General features: G+C 74.1%; 15 protein-coding genes. 14 read left to right on the top strand and 1 reads right to left on the bottom strand.

Annotation, left to right across the window (positions count from 1 at the left end):
- Positions 1–4: 4 nt before the first annotated feature.
- The 8 genes from H9L09_RS11450 (at position 5) to H9L09_RS11485 (ending at position 8,273) form a co-directional block, all read left to right on the top strand.
- On the top strand, positions 5–1,606 hold the full coding sequence (locus H9L09_RS11450; protein WP_187577093.1) for a class I adenylate-forming enzyme family protein: 1,602 nt from the start codon (positions 5–7) through the stop codon (positions 1,604–1,606).
- Positions 1,603–1,848 carry a glutaredoxin family protein gene (locus tag H9L09_RS11455; protein ID WP_187577094.1) on the top strand — a complete coding sequence of 82 codons (246 nt, stop codon included), beginning with the start codon at positions 1,603–1,605 and terminating at the stop codon, positions 1,846–1,848. The genes H9L09_RS11450 and H9L09_RS11455 overlap by 4 nt, the downstream gene beginning before the upstream one ends.
- A gap of 217 nt (positions 1,849–2,065) precedes the next feature.
- Positions 2,066–2,800, top strand: a complete 735-nt coding sequence (locus H9L09_RS11460; RefSeq protein ID WP_187577095.1) for a redox-sensing transcriptional repressor Rex — start codon at positions 2,066–2,068, stop codon at positions 2,798–2,800.
- Complete coding sequence (locus tag H9L09_RS11465; RefSeq protein ID WP_187577096.1) at positions 2,797–4,092, top strand: glutamyl-tRNA reductase; 1,296 nt, start codon at positions 2,797–2,799, stop codon at positions 4,090–4,092. Before H9L09_RS11460 ends, H9L09_RS11465 begins: the two co-directional genes overlap by 4 nt.
- Positions 4,089–5,024: a hydroxymethylbilane synthase gene (hemC, locus tag H9L09_RS11470; RefSeq protein WP_187577097.1), complete on the top strand. Its 936-nt coding sequence runs from the start codon at positions 4,089–4,091 to the stop codon at positions 5,022–5,024. The genes H9L09_RS11465 and hemC overlap by 4 nt, the downstream gene beginning before the upstream one ends.
- 74 nt (positions 5,025–5,098) lie before the next feature.
- Entirely contained in the window at positions 5,099–6,817 is a 1,719-nt protein-coding gene (locus tag H9L09_RS11475) for a bifunctional uroporphyrinogen-III C-methyltransferase/uroporphyrinogen-III synthase (protein ID WP_187577098.1), read from the top strand.
- Positions 6,818–6,819: 2 nt separating this feature from the next.
- Positions 6,820–7,812: a porphobilinogen synthase gene (hemB, locus tag H9L09_RS11480; RefSeq protein WP_425491677.1), complete on the top strand. Its 993-nt coding sequence runs from the start codon at positions 6,820–6,822 to the stop codon at positions 7,810–7,812.
- Between the two features lie 32 nt (positions 7,813–7,844).
- Complete coding sequence (locus tag H9L09_RS11485; protein ID WP_187577099.1) at positions 7,845–8,273, top strand: VOC family protein; 429 nt, start codon at positions 7,845–7,847, stop codon at positions 8,271–8,273.
- Positions 8,274–8,303: 30 nt separating this feature from the next.
- Here H9L09_RS11485 and H9L09_RS22460 read toward each other — a convergent pair whose 3' ends face one another.
- Positions 8,304–9,602 (bottom strand): lytic murein transglycosylase, encoded by a 1,299-nt coding sequence (locus H9L09_RS22460; protein WP_281390660.1) that lies wholly within the window; start codon positions 9,600–9,602, stop codon positions 8,304–8,306.
- A 235-nt stretch (positions 9,603–9,837) separates the two neighbouring features.
- Here H9L09_RS22460 and hemL point away from each other — a divergent pair, with 235 nt between their 5' ends.
- From hemL to ccsB, 6 genes are read left to right on the top strand one after another with little or no spacing between them, the layout of a single operon-like run.
- Positions 9,838–11,211 carry a glutamate-1-semialdehyde 2,1-aminomutase gene (gene hemL / locus H9L09_RS11495; protein ID WP_425491678.1) on the top strand — a complete coding sequence of 458 codons (1,374 nt, stop codon included), beginning with the start codon at positions 9,838–9,840 and terminating at the stop codon, positions 11,209–11,211.
- Complete coding sequence (locus H9L09_RS11500) at positions 11,208–11,873, top strand: histidine phosphatase family protein (protein ID WP_187577101.1); 666 nt, start codon at positions 11,208–11,210, stop codon at positions 11,871–11,873. Before hemL ends, H9L09_RS11500 begins: the two co-directional genes overlap by 4 nt.
- 27 nt (positions 11,874–11,900) lie before the next feature.
- Positions 11,901–12,503, top strand: coding sequence for a TlpA family protein disulfide reductase (locus H9L09_RS11505; protein WP_187577102.1), 603 nt, complete (start codon positions 11,901–11,903; stop codon positions 12,501–12,503).
- Between the two features lie 14 nt (positions 12,504–12,517).
- Positions 12,518–13,264, top strand: a complete 747-nt coding sequence (locus tag H9L09_RS11510) for a cytochrome c biogenesis CcdA family protein (protein WP_223164351.1) — start codon at positions 12,518–12,520, stop codon at positions 13,262–13,264.
- Positions 13,261–15,000, top strand: coding sequence for a cytochrome c biogenesis protein ResB (resB, locus tag H9L09_RS11515; RefSeq protein ID WP_246455971.1), 1,740 nt, complete (start codon positions 13,261–13,263; stop codon positions 14,998–15,000). Before H9L09_RS11510 ends, resB begins: the two co-directional genes overlap by 4 nt.
- Positions 14,997–16,004 carry a c-type cytochrome biogenesis protein CcsB gene (gene ccsB, locus H9L09_RS11520; protein ID WP_246455973.1) on the top strand — a complete coding sequence of 336 codons (1,008 nt, stop codon included), beginning with the start codon at positions 14,997–14,999 and terminating at the stop codon, positions 16,002–16,004. The genes resB and ccsB overlap by 4 nt, the downstream gene beginning before the upstream one ends.
- The last annotated feature ends 42 nt before the right edge of the window (positions 16,005–16,046 follow it).

Genomic DNA, 16,046 nt, shown 5'->3' on the forward strand with positions numbered 1-16,046 from the left:
CAGGGTGAGCGCGCACCTGCCTGAGCTGCTGACCCGTGCCGCCGCGGAGCATCCGGACCGGGTGGCGTTGGTCGAGGCCGACGGTCGCCGGGTCACCTGGGCCGAGCTGGACCGCGAGGTCGACCGCGTCGCGCGCGGCCTGAACCGGCGCGGCCTGGTCGCCGGCTACCGGGTGATGCTCGCCCTCGGCAACCGGGTCGAGTTCGTCACCAGCTACCTGGGCTGTCTGCGCGCCCGGCTGGTCGCCGTCCCGGTGAACCCCCGCTCGGCGACCGGGGAGCTGGCCCGGATGGTCGCCGACTCGCAGACCCGCCTGGTGATCGCGGACGCGAAGGCGCTCACCACCGTCCGGCAGGCTGCGGCCGGTCTCGCGGACGCCCTCGTCGGAGCCGACGAGGAGCTCCTGCGCTCCGCCCCGGTGCCGCAGATCGCCGTCGTGGGCGCTCCGGCGCTGCCCGGCGAGACGCCGTACGCGCAGCTGCTCGACGACCCGGACGCGCCCGCCCCGGGCTTCCCCGAGGGCGGTGACCCCGAGGCGCTGGCGGTGCTGCTCTACACCAGCGGTACGTCGGGCCGACCCCGCGCGGCGATGCTCAGCCACCGGGCGCTGCTGGCCAACATCGAGCAGGTCGCCGCCGTGGAGCCGCCGATGTTCACCGGCGACGACGTCGTCCTCGGGCTGCTGCCGCTGTTCCACGTCTACGGCCTGAACGCGGTGCTGGGCGGGGTGCTGCACCGCGGCGCGCGGCTGGTGCTGGTCGACGGCTTCGACCCCGAGGGCTCGCTGGCGCTGGTGGAGCGGGAGGCGGTCTCGGTGCTGCCGGTGGCCCCGTCGGTGCTCACCGCCTGGACGGGGGTCCCCGGCCTGCGCGAGCACCTGCGCGGCGTACGCCTGGTCCTGTCCGGCTCCGCCCCGCTGGCCCCCGAGCAGGCCGACGCCTTCACCGCGGCCGGTGGCCTGGAGGTGCACCAGGGCTACGGGCTCACCGAGGCGGCGCCGGTGGTCACCTCCACGCTGTGCAGCGCGCGGAACCGGCGCGGATCGGTCGGGGCCGCGCTGCCCGGCATCGAGCTCCAGCTCTTCGATGACGCCGGGCTGGTGCCCGGAGGCGAGGACCCCGGCGAGATCCGGCTCCGCGGGCAGAACCTGTTCAGCGGCTACTGGCCCGACGGTGCCGATGCGCCGGACCCGCAGGGCTGGTTCGCGACCGGAGACGTGGGCTACCTCGACGGGGACGGCAACCTGGTGCTGGTCGACCGGCTCAAGGAGCTGGTGATGGTCTCGGGCTTCAACGTCTACCCGGTCGAGGTCGAGGAGGTGGTCGTCGAGGTGGCCGGTGTGGCCGAGGCCGCGGTGATCGGCCGCCCCGACCCGCAGACCGGCGAGGCGGTGCTCGCCTACGTCCGGCCCACCCCCGGGTGGTCCGGGTCCGACGAGCAGCTGGAGCAGGCGGTGCGCGAGCACTGCGCGACCCGGCTGGCCCGGTTCAAGCAGCCGGTCGAGGTCCACGTCGTCGTCGAGCTGCCGCACACCGTCACGGGCAAGGTCGCCAAGGGACGGCTGCGGGCGGCCCGCCGGCACCGGGGCCTGGGGCTCCAGGGATGAGCGGGCGTCCGGCGCGGGTGCTGCTCTACTCCCGGCCCGGCTGCCACCTGTGCGACGACGCCCGGACCGTCGTCGAGCAGGTGTGCGCCGAGCTCGGCGAGCGCTTCGAGGAGGTCGACATCACCACCTCCCCGGACCTGCAGGACCGCTTCGGCGAGGAGATCCCGGTGACCTTCGTCGACGGCCGGCAGCACGACTTCTGGCGGGTCGACCCGGCCCGGCTCCGCGCCGCACTGGCCTAGACAGGCGCAGGTCGGCCGACCCCCCGACGGGTGAGCGAGGTCACGTGTGCTAGGTCGCGCGACCGCTCAGTTTGTTCCCGCGTTCACAAACTCCTAAAGTGGCCGTGCTGCCGGCCTCACCGCGGCCCGAGATACGGGGTCCCCGTCGCCAACGGCAGTGTCCAGGAGAGCCCGAAGAGTCGTGACCTCACCACGCAGTCCGCGGAACGGAACGCCCGTGCCGGGCGCCGCCCGACCGACCGCTGCGAAGGTCGCCGACCGGTCCAACGACCGGGGCATCCCCGAGGCCACGGTGGCGCGGCTGCCGGTCTACCTGCGGGCGCTGGTCGGGCTCACCGAGCGCGGCACCGCCACCTGCTCGAGCGAGGAGCTGGCCGCCGCCGCCGGCGTGAACAGCGCCAAGCTCCGCAAGGACCTCTCCTACCTCGGCTCCTACGGCACCCGCGGCGTCGGGTACGACGTGGAGTACCTCCGCTACCAGATCGCCCGCGAGATCGGGGTCACCCAGGACTGGCCGGTGGTCATCGTGGGCATCGGCAACCTGGGCCACGCGCTCGCCAACTTCTCCGGCTTCAGCTCGCGTGGCTTCCGGATCGCCGCGCTGCTCGACGCCGACCCGGAGCGCCAGGGCGAACGCGTCGGCGACCTGGAGATCCTCGGCTTCGAGCAGGTGGAGCAGCTCGTGGAGGAGCACCGCATCGCGATCGGCGTGATCGCCACCCCGGCCCCGGCCGCGCAGGCCGTCTGCGACCGGCTGGTCGGCGCCGGGATCACCAGCATCCTGAACTTCGCCCCCGTGGTGCTCTCGGTGCCCGACGGGGTGGACCTGCGCAAGGTCGACCTCTCCATCGAGCTGCAGATCCTCGCCTACCACGAGCAGCGCAAGTCGGCCCTGCTCCCCGGGCTGTCCGGGCTGCCCGGCGACCTGCCCGCCAAGGCGGTCGGCCGATGAGCGTCCTGGTGGTGGGCGTGTCCCACAAGACCGCGCCGGTGTCGGTCCTCGAGCGGCTCGCCCTCGACGCCTCCGGCGTGGAGAAGCTGGTGCGCGACGTCTGCGGCTCCGACCACGTCTCGGAGGCGACGGTGCTGGCCACCTGCAACCGCATCGAGATCTACGCCGACGTGGACCGCTTCCACGGCAGCGTCGAGGCGGTCTCCCGGATGCTCTGCGATCTCGCCGAGGAGCGTCCCGAGGACGTGGTGCCGCACCTCTACGTCCACTACGACGACGGCGCGGTCTCGCACCTGTTCCACGTCGCCTCCGGCCTCGACTCGATGGTGGTCGGCGAGGGTCAGATCCTCGGCCAGACCCGCGAGGCACTGCGCGTCGGCCAGGAGCACGGGACCCTCGGGCCGGCCCTGAACACGCTGTTCCAGCAGGCGCTGCGGGTCGGCAAGCGCGTGCACGCCGAGACCGACATCGACCGGGCGGCGCCCTCGCTGGTCTCCGTCGCGCTCGAGCGGGCCGCGGCGCACGTCGGACCGGTGCGGGGGCTGCGGGTGCTGGTCGTCGGCGCCGGCTCGATGGCCGGCCTCTCGGTCGCCACCGTCACCCGGCTCGGGGCCGGCGAGGTCGTGGTCGCCAGCCGCACGCAGGCGAACGCCGAGCGGCTCGCCCGGCAGTACGCCGCCCGCGCCGTCCCGCTGGAGGACGTGGAGCGCGAGATCGCCGCCGCGGACCTCCTCATCTCCTGCACCGGCGCCGCCGGCGTGGTGCTGCCGCTGAGCATGGTGGCGGCCGCCCGGACCACCCCGAAGGGTCCGCTGGCCGTCGTCGACCTGGCGCTGCCGCACGACGTCGACCCCGCGGTCGGCGAGCTCCCCGACCTGGAGCTGATCGGGCTGGCCAGCCTGGCCGACGAGCTGCACGGCGGCGAGATCGCCGACGACGTGATGGCGGTGCGCGGGGTGGTGACCGAGGAGGTCACCTCGTTCCTCGCCGCCCGTCGCTCCTCCGCCGTCACGCCCACGGTGGTGGCGCTGCGCACGATGGCGACCGGAGTCGTCGACGCCGAGATGGCCCGGCTGGGCAGCCGGCTGCCCGACCTGGACCCGGCCGTCCGGGCCGAGGTCGAGCACACGGTCCGCCGGGTCGCCGACAAGCTGCTGCACCAGCCGACGGTCCGGGTCAAGGAGCTGGCCAACGAGACCGGGGCGGTCTCCTACGCCGCGGCGCTGGCCGAGCTGTTCTCCCTGGACCCCGACGCCGTCGAGGCCGTGACCCGGGCGGAGGGGATGGCATGACCGGCACCCCGCTGCGGGTCGGCACCCGCGCCTCGCTGCTCGCCCGCACCCAGTCCGGCCACGTCGCGGACGCGCTGGCCGCCGCCCTGGACCGCGACGTGGTCCTCGTCGAGGTGACCACCGCGGGCGACGTCTCGGCCGCGCCGCTGGTCTCCTTCGGCGGCGTCGGCGTCTTCGTGAGCGCGCTGCGCGACGCGCTGGTGCGCGGTGACGTGGACGTCGCGGTGCACTCCCTCAAGGACCTCCCCACCGCGGAGCACCCGGACATCGCGCTGGCCGCCGTCCCCCTGCGCGAGGACCCGCGTGACGTGGTCGTCGCCCGCGACGGGCTCACCCTCGGCGAGCTGGGGCCGGGCGCCCGGGTCGGCACCGGGTCCCCGCGCCGCGCCTCGCAGCTGCACGCGCTCGGTCTCGGTTTCGACGTGGCCGGGATCCGTGGCAACGTGGACACCAGGATCCGCAAGGTCCGGGAGGGGGAGTACGAGGCCGTCGTGCTCGCCCGCGCCGGAGTGGCACGCCTCGGTCGTCTCGACGAGGTGACCGAGGTGCTCGACCCGCTGCAGATGCTCCCCGCCCCCGGGCAGGGTGCGCTGGCGATCGAGTGCCTGCGGGTCCGGAGCGACCTCGTCGACGACGTACGCCAGGCCCTGGAGGACCCGAGGACCCGTGCGGCCGTCACCGCCGAGCGGGTCGTGCTCGCCGACCTCGAGGCCGGCTGCTCGGCTCCGGTCGGGGCCCTGGCCGAGGTGGCCGAGGGCGACGACGGCGACGAGCTCTGGATCAGGGCGGTGGCGCTGTCGCTCGACGGCAGCCTCGCGGTACGCCGGTCGATGACCGGCCGGCCGGAGGACGCCGCCGGGGTCGGGCACCGGCTCGCCGAGGAGATGGTCGTCGACGGGGCCGGCTCGCTGCTCGAGGAGCGGGTGCCTTGACCACCTCGACCGGATCCACCAGCACCAGCAGCACGAGCAGCACCGACAGCAGGATGACCACGAGGACCAGTCCGATGACCGGGAGCACCCGCGTCAGCGACAACAGCAAGAAGGCGACTGTGAGCAAGAGCGTTTCCAAGACCGCAGCCACCCGCGCGACGACCCGTGCCGCCACGGTGAAGGCCGAGACGCCTGCCGTGCCGACCCCGTCGACGAGGGCAGGCTTCGTCTCCTTCGTGGGCAGCGGCCCGGGCGACCCGGACCTGCTGACCGTGCGCGCCGCGGACCTGCTCCGGCAGGCCGAGATCGTGGTGACCGAGGCCCCCGAGCACGCCGCGCTCGTGGAGCGACTGGCCCCGGGCGCGACCGTGGTCGACGGTGGCTTCGGCACCGACGGGCAGCCGCTGACCCACGCGGCCCGGGCCAAGGCCGTCGTCAAGCAGGCCAAGTCCGGCGCGCGGGTGGTCCGGCTGATGGCCGGCGACCCGTTCCTCTACGCGAGCGGCCCGGAGGAGGCGCAGGCCTGCGTCAAGGCCGGCGTCGGCTTCGAGATCGTCCCGGGCGTGAGCTCGGTGACCGCGGTCCCGGCCTACGCCGGCGTCCCGCTGACCGACAAGAAGCACCGCGAGGTCGCGGTGGTGAACTGCTCGGAGGCCAAGGTCGACTGGAGCGTCTACGCCGACGACCGCACGCTGGTGCTGCTCTCCGCGGTCGGCTCCATCGGGGTGATCGCGGACGCCCTGGTGGCGGCCGGGCGGTCGGCGTCCACGCCGGTCGCGATGACCCGGGTCGGCACCACCACCGAGCAGGAGACGGTCGTCTCCACCCTCGAGGAGATCGCGGCCGACTGCCGCGCCGCCCGGATGTCGCCCCCGGCCGTCACCGTGGTCGGCGACGTGGTCGACCTGCGCAGCACGCTGTCCTGGTTCGAGACCAAGCCGCTGTTCGGCTGGCGGGTGCTGGTGCCGCGCACCAAGGAGCAGGCCGGTTCGCTGTCGGCGCGGCTGCGCGGCTACGGCGCGGTGCCCGAGGAGGTCCCCACGATCTCGGTCGAGCCGCCGCGCAACCCGCAGCAGATGGACAAGGCGATCCGCGGCCTCGTCGAGGGTCGCTACGAGTGGATCGCGTTCACCTCGGTCAACGCGGTCCGCGCGGTCCGCGAGAAGTTCGACGAGTACGGCCTCGACGCGCGCGCCTTCTCCGGGCTCAAGATCGCCGCGGTCGGTGAGAAGACCGCCGCCGCGATCGAGGCCTGGGGCCTGCGCGCCGACCTGGTCCCGGCCGGCGAGCAGTCCGCCCGCGGCCTGGTCGAGGACTGGCCGCCCTTCGACGAGCTGCTGGACCCGATCAACCGGGTCTTCCTGCCGCGCGCCGACATCGCCACCGAGACGCTGGTGGCCGGCCTGGTGGAGCTCGGCTGGGAGGTCGACGACGTGACCGCCTACCGGACCGTGCGCGCGACCCCGCCGCCGGCGCCGACCCGCGAGGCGATCAAGAGCGGCAAGTTCGACGCGGTCGTGTTCACCTCGTCCTCGACGGTGCGCAACCTCGTCGGCATCGCCGGCAAGCCGCACGCCTCGACGATCATCGCGGTGATCGGCCCGGCGACCGCCAAGACCGCCGAGGAGCACGGGCTGCGCGTCGACGTGCTGGCCCCCTCGCCGTCGGTGGAGGTGCTCGTCGACGCCCTGGCCGACTTCGGCGCCGCCCGCCGGGCGTCGCTGCTCGAGGCCGGAGCGCCGGTCACCCGGCCCTCGGAGCGTCGCCCATCGGCTCGCCGCAAGGCGACCTGAGCGTGGCCGAGGCAGCGTTCCCGGTCGCCCGGCCGCGGCGGCTGCGGCGCACGCCCACGCTGCGCCGGCTCGTCGCGGAGACCACCGTGGAGGCCCGCCAGCTGGTGCTGCCGGCGTTCGTCCGCGAGGGGATCAGCGAGCCCGTGCCGATCAGCAGCATGCCCGGGGTCGTCCAGCACACCCACGACTCGCTACGGCGGGCCGCGGCCGAGGCGGCCGAGCTCGGCCTCGGCGGAATCATGCTGTTCGGGGTCCCGGAGTGGAAGGACGCTCGCGGCAGCGGGGCGGTCGATCCCGACGGGATCCTCAACGTCGCGATCGAGGAGGTGGTCTCCGAGGTCGGTGACGCGCTGCCGGTGATGGCGGACCTGTGCCTCGACGAGTTCACGGACCACGGGCACTGCGGCCTGGTCGCGCCGGATGGCTCGGTCGACAACGACTCCACGCTGGAGGTGTACGCCGCGATGGCGCTCGCCCAGGCCTCGGCCGGGGTCGACCTGGTGGGGCCCAGCGGCATGATGGACGGCCAGGTCGGCGTGATCCGGGCCGCCCTGGACGCCGCCGGGCACACCGACGTGGCGATCCTGGCCTACTCGGCGAAGTACGCCTCCGCGTTCTACGGCCCGTTCCGCGAGGCCGTCGACTCCTCCTTGCAGGGGGACCGGCGGACCTACCAGCAGGACGGCGGCAACGTCCGCGAGGGAGTCCGCGAGGCGCTGCTCGACGTGGCCGAGGGTGCCGACCTGGTGATGGTGAAGCCGGCGCTGGCCTACCTCGACGTGATCCGTGCGGTCCGGGATGCGGTGGACGTGCCGGTCGCGGCCTACAACATCTCCGGCGAGTACTCCATGCTCGAGGCCGCCGCCGCGAACGGCTGGATCGACCGGGAGGCCGCCATCCTCGAGACGCTCACCTCGATCCGGCGCGCCGGTGCCGACGTCACGCTGACCTACTGGGCCGCCGAGGTCGCGCGGCTGCTGCGCGCCGCTCGCTGACTCGTCGGGCCCGTCCGGCGTACCGTCTTCCCATGGGTGAGGAGACGCAGCCCGACCGGCCCGACCGGCCCGACCGGCCCGACCAGCGCGACCGGTGGTCGCGCTCGGACTGGTGGGGCGTGATGCTCGACGCGCCGGACGTCGACGTGCTGGCGCAGTTCTACTCCCGGCTGCGGGGCTGGCCGATCTGGTCGCAGGGCGACGACGGCGCGGCCCTCGACCTCGGGGAGGGCGTGGCCTACCTGGCGATCCAGCACAACCCCGACTACGTGCGCCCGGTGTGGCCGGCCGCACCGGGGAGCCAGCAGATGATGCTGCACCTCGACTTCCAGGTCACCGACCTCGAGGCCGCGGTGGCAAGGGCCCTCGAGCTCGGCGCGGAGCTGCCGGAGCACCAGCCGCAGGAGGACGTGCGGGTGCTGCTCGACCCCGCCGGGCACCCGTTCTGCCTCTACACCTGACCCGGCGGGGCGCCGCGCGGACGCGGAGCGTCAGCCGAGGCCGCCGAGCACGCCGCCGAGCAGGCTCTTGACCAGGTCGGCCAGGCCGGCGACGACCCCGCCGACGGCACCCTGCGCCTCGGCGAGCGTCTTGCCCTGCAGCGCCGCGACGCAGGCGTCGACGGCCTTCTGCGGTGCGGCGCCGTACTGCTGGTTGAGCTCGGCGACGCACAGGTCCACGGCCTGCGCGGTGCTGATGACCGGCTCGACGACCGGCGCGACCGGCTCGGTGACCTTCTTGACGGTCTCCTTCACCGGGTCGGGGGCGTCGCCCCCGCCGGTGGCAGGAGGGGTCGCCGGCGCTGTCGTCCCGCCGGTGCCGCCAGTGCCGCCGCTGCTCCCGGTGCCGCCGGTGCCGGCGCCGGCGCCGGACGCGCCGCCCTGTGCGCCGGCCCCCGCGCCGGACCTCGGGCCGGGCGCGGCCTGGTTCTTGCCGCGGATGACCGGCTGCAGGGCGGGGCTGCCGTAGGAGGGGAAGAAGCTGGTGGGCGCCGCCGCCTGGTTGGGGACCGCGCTGTAGTCGCCGTCGGTGTAGGCCTCCATGATCGCGAGCACCAGGTCGACGTACTCCTGGCTGTGGTTGTAGCGGTAGACCGCCGAGCGCTGCCCCGCCGGTGTGGCGAGGTCCTCCTCGCCGGAGCAGAGGTAGACCGCGGTCGCCAGCGCGGCGTCGTCGATGTCCTGGGGGTCGCGCACCCCGTCGCCGTCGCCGTCGACACCGACCACCCGCCACGTCGAGGGGATGAACTGCATCGGGCCCACGGCGCGGTCGAAGACCGCGTCGTCGTCGAACCGGCCACCGTCGCTGTCGCCGATCTTCTGCGTGCCGTGCGAGCCGTCGAGCGGGATGCCGTAGATGCCCGGGGTGCTCACCCCCTCGTCGGAGAGGGTGTTGCCGCCGTAGCGGCCGTGGTCGGACTCGACGCGGCCGATGGCGGCGATCAGCTGCCAGCCGATGTGGCACGAACGGTCCGCGGAGTCGATCACCTGGGCGGCGCGCTGGTAGGCGGCCAGGGCCGCGGAGGGGATGCCGTTGGGGGAGGCGGAGCGGACCACCGCGTCGGCGGCGCCGCTGGGCACGCCGGGGGCGATCTCGCCGGGAGCGGACAGGCTCGCCGGCGCCTGCACGGCGGCCGCCGGCAGCGTGGTGCCATCGGGCAGCGTGCCCGGCTCCTCGGTGGCGGCGGAGGCGGTGCCGAACCCGGCCAGGCTGGTGGTCCAGGCACCCGACAGCAGCGCCAGCGGCACCAGCGCGGTGGCCTTCTGCCAGGTGGTCAGACGGTGAGACATGCGTCTCCCTCCCCGTTCGTCATGCCCGAACCATCCCTTGTGTCCCCCACGGATACCCGGGATCTCCCTCTTCCACACAGCCAACGAGCGCGGGCCCGCGAGGTTACGCCCGGCCCGGTCGTCACGGCGCGGCGTCCGTCCGGCGGGAGCGAGCGGGACCGGGCATGGTGAGCCTCACACCGCCCGGGGGCGGACCGGATTCGAACGGTGACCAGGCCTCGGTGACAATGAAGTGGTGACCCCCTCCACGACCTCCGGATCCGCCGCGCTGTTCAGGCGTGCCCACTCGGTCACGCCGGGCGGGGTGAACTCGCCGGTGCGCGCGTTCAACGCCGTCGGCGGCACCCCCCGCTTCATCGAGAGCGCGCGCGGCGCCCTGCTGCGCGACGTCGACGGCAACGAGTACGTCGACCTGGTGTGCAGCTGGGGCCCGATGCTGCTGGGCCACGCCCACCCCGCCGTGCAGGAGGCCGTCGTCGCGGCGGTCGCCCGCGGTACGTCGTACGGCACCCCGACCCGCCCCGAAGTCGAGCTGGCCGAGGAGATCGTGGCGCGGACCCCGGTCGACAAGGTGCGCTTCGTCTCCTCCGGCACCGAGGCGACCATGTCGGCGATCCGGCTGGCCCGCGGCTTCACCGGCCGCGACCTGGTCGTGAAGTTCGCCGGCTGCTACCACGGGCACGTCGACTCGCTGCTGGCCGCGGCCGGCTCCGGGCTGGCCACCTTCGCGGTTCCCGGCACGCCGGGGGTGCCGGCTGCCTCGACCGCGGCGACCCTGGTGCTGCCGTTCAACGACCGGGCCGCCGTCGAGCAGGCCTTCGCCGAGCACGGCGCCGGCATCGCCTGCCTGGTCACGGAGGCGTCGCCCGGCAACATGGGCGTGGTCCCGCCGCTGCCCGGCTTCAACGAGTTCCTCGCCGAGACCTGCCGCCGCCACGGTGCGCTGTTCGTCAGCGACGAGGTGATGACCGGCTTCCGGGTCTCCCGGTCCGGCCAGTGGGGGCTCGACGGCGCCCGGGAGGGCTGGCGGCCGGACCTGGTCACCTTCGGCAAGGTGATGGGCGGCGGCTTCCCGGCCGCGGCCTTCGGCGGCCGCGCCGACGTGATGGGCATGCTCTCCCCGGAGGGGCCGGTCTACCAGGCGGGCACGCTGTCGGGGAACCCGGTCGCCACCACCGCCGGCCTGGTGACGCTGCAGCACGCGACCGACGAGGTCTACGCGCAGCTCGACCGGGCGGCCGGGATCGTCGGCGCCGCCGCCGACAAGGCGCTCACCGACGCCGGGGTGCCGCACCTGGTGCAGGCCGGCGGCAACATGTTCAGCGTCTTCCTCTTCGACGAGTCGGCGGGCGACGTCACCGCGGTCACCGACTTCGCCGGCGCGAGCGCGCAGAACCTCGATCGCTACAAGGCCTTCTTCCACTCGATGCTCGACCAGGGCGTCTACCTGCCGCCGAGCGCTTTCGAGGCGTGGTTCCTCTCCTCCGCCCACGACGACGCGGTGCTGGACCGGGTCCTCGAGGCGCTGCCGGCGGCTGCCCGGGCCGCGGCCGCCGTACCCCCCGACCGATCCGCCCGCCCCGCCGACACCGACCAGGGAGACGCATGACCCTCGAGACCACCACCGTGCACCTGCTGCGGCACGGCGAGGTCCACAACCCCTCCGGCGTGCTCTACGGCCGCAGCGACGGCTACCACCTCTCCGACCTCGGCCGGCAGATGGCGCAGCGTGTCGCCGACGCGGTCGAGGGCCGCGACATCGTCAGCGTCACTGCCTCGCCGCTGGAGCGGGCGCAGGAGACCGCGGCGCCGCTGGCCGCCGCCCGCGGGCTCGAGGTGGGCACCGACGCCCGGATCATCGAGTCCGCCAACGTCTTCGAGGGCGAGCGGTTCGCCGGCGGCGGGGTCCTCAAGCAGCCGCGCACCTGGCGCTACCTGTGGAACCCGTGGCGGCCGTCCTGGGGCGAGCCCTACAAGGAGATCGCCGCACGCATGATGGCGGCGGTGCACGACGCCCGGGACGGCGCCCGCGGCCACGAGGCCGTCCTGGTCTCCCACCAGCTCCCGATCTGGACGACCCGGCTGCACGTCGAGCGGCGCTCCTTCCTGCACGACCCGCGCCGCCGCCAGTGCACGTTGTGCTCGCTGACCTCGCTCACCTTCGTCGGGGACGAGCTGACCACGCTGCGCTACTCCGAGCCGGCCGCCGACCTGATCCCGGTCCAGGACCGGTCCGCGCCGTTCTCCGCCGGCGGTGCCGCCCCGAGCTGAAGCCGTCCGGCGAGGACGCCTGAGCCGATGACGCCGTCGCTCCCGCCACGCCGCCGTACCCGTGCCGCGGCCGCCCTCGCCGGGCTGGCCGTGGCGGCCACGCTCACGGGCTGCTCCAGCGACGTCGGCAGCTCGGGCGAGCAGGGCTTCGTCTCCGGCGCCGGGATCATCACCACGCTGCCCGCCGCCGAGCGGGAGGCGCCGGGCGAGGTCTCCGGGACGACCATCGACGGCGAGCCGCTGGCGCTCTCGGACTACGCCGGCCAGGTCGTCGTGGTCAACGTCTGGGGCTCCTGGTGCGGACCCTGCCGCGGTGAGGCGCCGATGCTGGCCGACGCCGCCCGCGACCTGGCGGCGAAGGACGTCGCCTTCCTGGGCATCGACTCGCGCGACCCCGACCGGGCGCAGGCCCGGGCCTTCGTGCGCACCTTCGACATCCCCTACCCGAGCATCTACGACCAGCAGGGCCGCACGCTGCTGGCGTTCCGCGGCACGCTGGTGCCCAACGCGATCCCCAGCACGGTGATCATCGACCGCGAGGGCCGGGTGGCCGCCAGCGTCCAGGGCCCGATCACCCGGACGACCCTCTACGACCTCGTCGAGGAAGTCCAGGGCGGCGAGGCCTCGTGATCGTCGCGATGGACCTGGCCGGCTGGTTCGAGAGCACGGTGCTCTCGGGCTCGCTGGTGCTCGCGCTCCCGGTGGCCGCGGTGGCCGGGCTGGTCTCGTTCTTCTCCCCGTGCGTGGTGCCGCTGCTGCCGGGCTACCTCTCCTACGCCACCGGCCTCTCCGGAGCCGACCTCGCCGAGGCGCGGCGCGGCCGGATGGTGCTCGGGTCGGTGCTGTTCGTGCTCGGCTTCTCGTTCGTCTTCGTCGCGCTCGGCACGCTCTCGGGCGCGCTCGGCGACTGGCTGTGGGAGTACATGCGGCCGATCAGCGTCGTGCTCGGGGTGGTGACGATCCTGGTCGGGGTCGCCTTCCTCGGCCTCGTCCCCTGGCTCCAGCGCGACGTGCGGGTGCACAAGGTGCCGGCCGTCGGGCTGGCGGCCGCACCGCTGCTCGGCGTGCTCTTCGGCCTCGGCTGGACCCCCTGCATCGGGCCCACCCTCGCGGCCGTGCAGACCCTGGCGCTGCACGAGGGCACCGCCGGTCGCGGCGCCGCGCTCAGCGTCGCCTACTCGCTGGGCCTGGGCATCCCGTTCGTGCTGGCGGGCCTGGCGTTCCGGCGCACGCTCGGCGCCGTCGCCTGGGTACGCCGCCACCAGGCCTGGGTCACCCGGGTCGGCGGGGTGATGCTGATCGGCGTCGGGCTGCTGCTGGTCAGCGGGCTGTGGGACGTCTGGGTCGCGGAGCTCCGCGGCTGGGTCGGCGGCTTCGAGGTGGTCGTGTGAGCCTGACCGATCGCGACCACGCCTCGCCGCGGCCCGCCGCCGGCGCGGGCGGAGCGGCCTCCAACCCGACCCCGCCGCCGGCGCCCCCGGGGCTCGGCCCGGTCGCGCTGGCGCGCTGGGCGTGGCGACAGCTGACCTCGATGCGCACCGCGCTGGTGCTGCTGTTCCTGCTCGCGCTCGCGGCCGTCCCCGGCAGCGTCGTGCCCCAGGAGAACATCGACGCGATCGCGGTGAACGGCTGGCAGGCCGACCACCCCCGGCTCACCCCGATCTACGAGGCGCTCGGGCTGTTCTCGGTCTACGGCTCGGTCTGGTTCGCGGCGATCTACATCCTGCTGATGATCTCGCTGGTCGGCTGCGTGGTGCCCCGGCTGCGGGTCTACTGGCGGGCGATGCGGGCGCGTCCTCCGCGGGCGCCGCGCAACCTCGCCCGGCTGCCGCAGTCGCGCACCTTCGAGCTCGACGGGGAGCCGGCGGCGGTGCTGGAGCGGGCGGTCTCGGTGCTACGCGGGCGCCGCTACCGGGTCGAGGTCGACGGTGACGCGGTGGCGGGGGAGCGCGGCTACCTGCGCGAGGCCGGCAACCTGCTGTTCCACTCCTCGGTGCTGCTGGTGCTGGTCGCGTTCGCCGCCGGGCAGCTGTTCGGCTACAAGGGCGGCGTCATCACCGTGGTCGGCCAGGGTTTCTCCAACTCGCTGACGCAGTACGACGACTTCGCGCCGGGATCGCTCTTCGACCCCCAGGACCTGACCCCGCTGAACCTGACCGTCGAGGACTTCGACGTCGACTTCCTGACCAGCGGCCCGCAGATGGGCCAGCCCCGGGACTTCCGGGCCAAGGTCCGCTACAGCGCGACGCCGGGTGCCCCGGAGAAGACCCAGGAGGTCGCGGTCAACCACCCGCTCACCCTCGACGGGGTCAGCGTGTTCCTGGTCGGCCACGGCTACGCACCGGTCGTCACGGTCAAGGACGGCAACGGCGACGTCGCCTTCTCCGGGCCGGCGGTGTTCCTGCCCCAGGACAGCTCGTTCGCCTCCTTCGGGGTGATCAAGGTGCCGGACGCCGCCCCCACCCAGCTCGGCTTCGAGGGGCTGTTCCTGCCGACCTACGGCTTCACGATGGCGCGCGGACCGTTCTCCCAGTTCCCCGACGCCCTGGACCCGGTGCTCTCCCTGGTGCCCTACTCCGGCGACCTCGGCCTCGACGACGGCAAGCCCCAGTCGGTCTACCAGCTCGACAAGGACCGGTTGAAGCCGTTCAAGAGCAAGGACGCCTCCCGCGGGGCCGCGGCCCGGATCAAGCTCTCGCCGGGCGACGAGGTGCAGCTGCCCCAGGGCGCCGGCTCGATCCGCTTCGACGGGGTCCAGCGCTGGGTGAAGCTCCAGGTCAGCGACAGCCCCGGCAAGGGCTGGGCGCTGTTCGGGGTGATCCTCGGCATCCTCGGGCTGATGGGCTCGCTGTTCATCCGGCCGCGCCGGGCCTGGGTGCGGGTCCGGCCCGCCGGGCCGGCCGGTCCCGGCGGCTCCGGGCGGCGGCGTACCGTGGTGGAGCTGGCCGGCCTCGACCGCAGCTCGGGGGGCGACCTCGGCGACGAGATCGACGAGCTGGAGCGCCGCCTGCGCGGCGGAGCGGCCGGTGAGCATGCGCAGAGCCCTGGCGGCCCCGACGTCCCGGACGTGTCCGGCTCCGACGTACCGAACGACAACGACGCACCGAACCACGAGGAGAGATCGTGAGCACCGCGGACTTCGCTGCCTTCTCCAACAACGCGATCATGTTCGCCTCGATCGTCTACACGCTGGCGTTCCTCGCCCACGTGATGGAGTGGTCGGCCACCCGGGCCGTCTCCCGCGCGGGCACGACGCGGGCGGCGGTGGCGGCGCCCGCCTCCGGGGCCGGCGGCAGCGCCTCCGGGACCACGCTGACGGCGACCGCGGGCCCCGACGGGGAGGCCGACGAGGACGCCGAGCTGCGGATCGAGAAGTGGGGCCGGATCGGTGTCGCGCTCACGATCGTGGCGGTGCTGCTGCACTTCGCGGCGCTGGTCTCCCGCGGCCTCGGCTCGGACCCGATCCGGGTGCCGTGGGGCAACATGTACGAGTTCACCCTGGCCGGCGCCTTCGGCGTCTCGCTGATGTACCTCGTGCTGGGCCGCCGCCACAACCTGCGCTGGATGGGGCTGCCGGTCACCGGCTTCGAGATCATCGTGCTGATGCTGGCGGTGCTGCTGCTCTACGTGCCCGCGGGGCCGCTGGTGCCGGCGCTGCACTCCTACTGGCTGGTGATCCACGTGATGGCCGCGGTGATCGCCTCCGGCGCCTTCGCGGTCGGCGCGATCGCCTCGCTGCTGTTCCTGGTCAAGGAGCGCTCGATCAACCGCGGCCGGCTGCGTCCCGGCGGCTACCTGGACCGGCTCCCCGACCTGCCGTCGCTGGACCGCGTCGCCTACCGGCTGCACGCCTTCGGCTTCCCGATCTGGACCTTCGCGGCCCTGGTGGCCGGCCCGGTGTGGGCCGAGTACGCCTGGGGCAGCTACTGGAACTGGGACCCCAAGGAGGTGTGGGCCTTCATCAGCTGGGTGGTCTATGCCGCCTACCTGCACGCCCGGGCGACCGCCGGCTGGCGCGGCCGCGCCGCCGCGGTGATCGCGCTGGTCGGGTTCGCCACGCTGCTGTTCAACTTCGTCGGGATCAACTTCTTCTTCGGCGGCGGCAGCATGCACTCCTACGCCGGCGGCTGATCCCCGTTCCACCGGGCCCGCCGAAGCGCGGCCACGCCGGCG

It is taken from the genome of Nocardioides mesophilus, from assembly GCF_014395785.1.
GTDB lineage: Bacteria > Actinomycetota > Actinomycetes > Propionibacteriales > Nocardioidaceae > Nocardioides_B > Nocardioides_B mesophilus.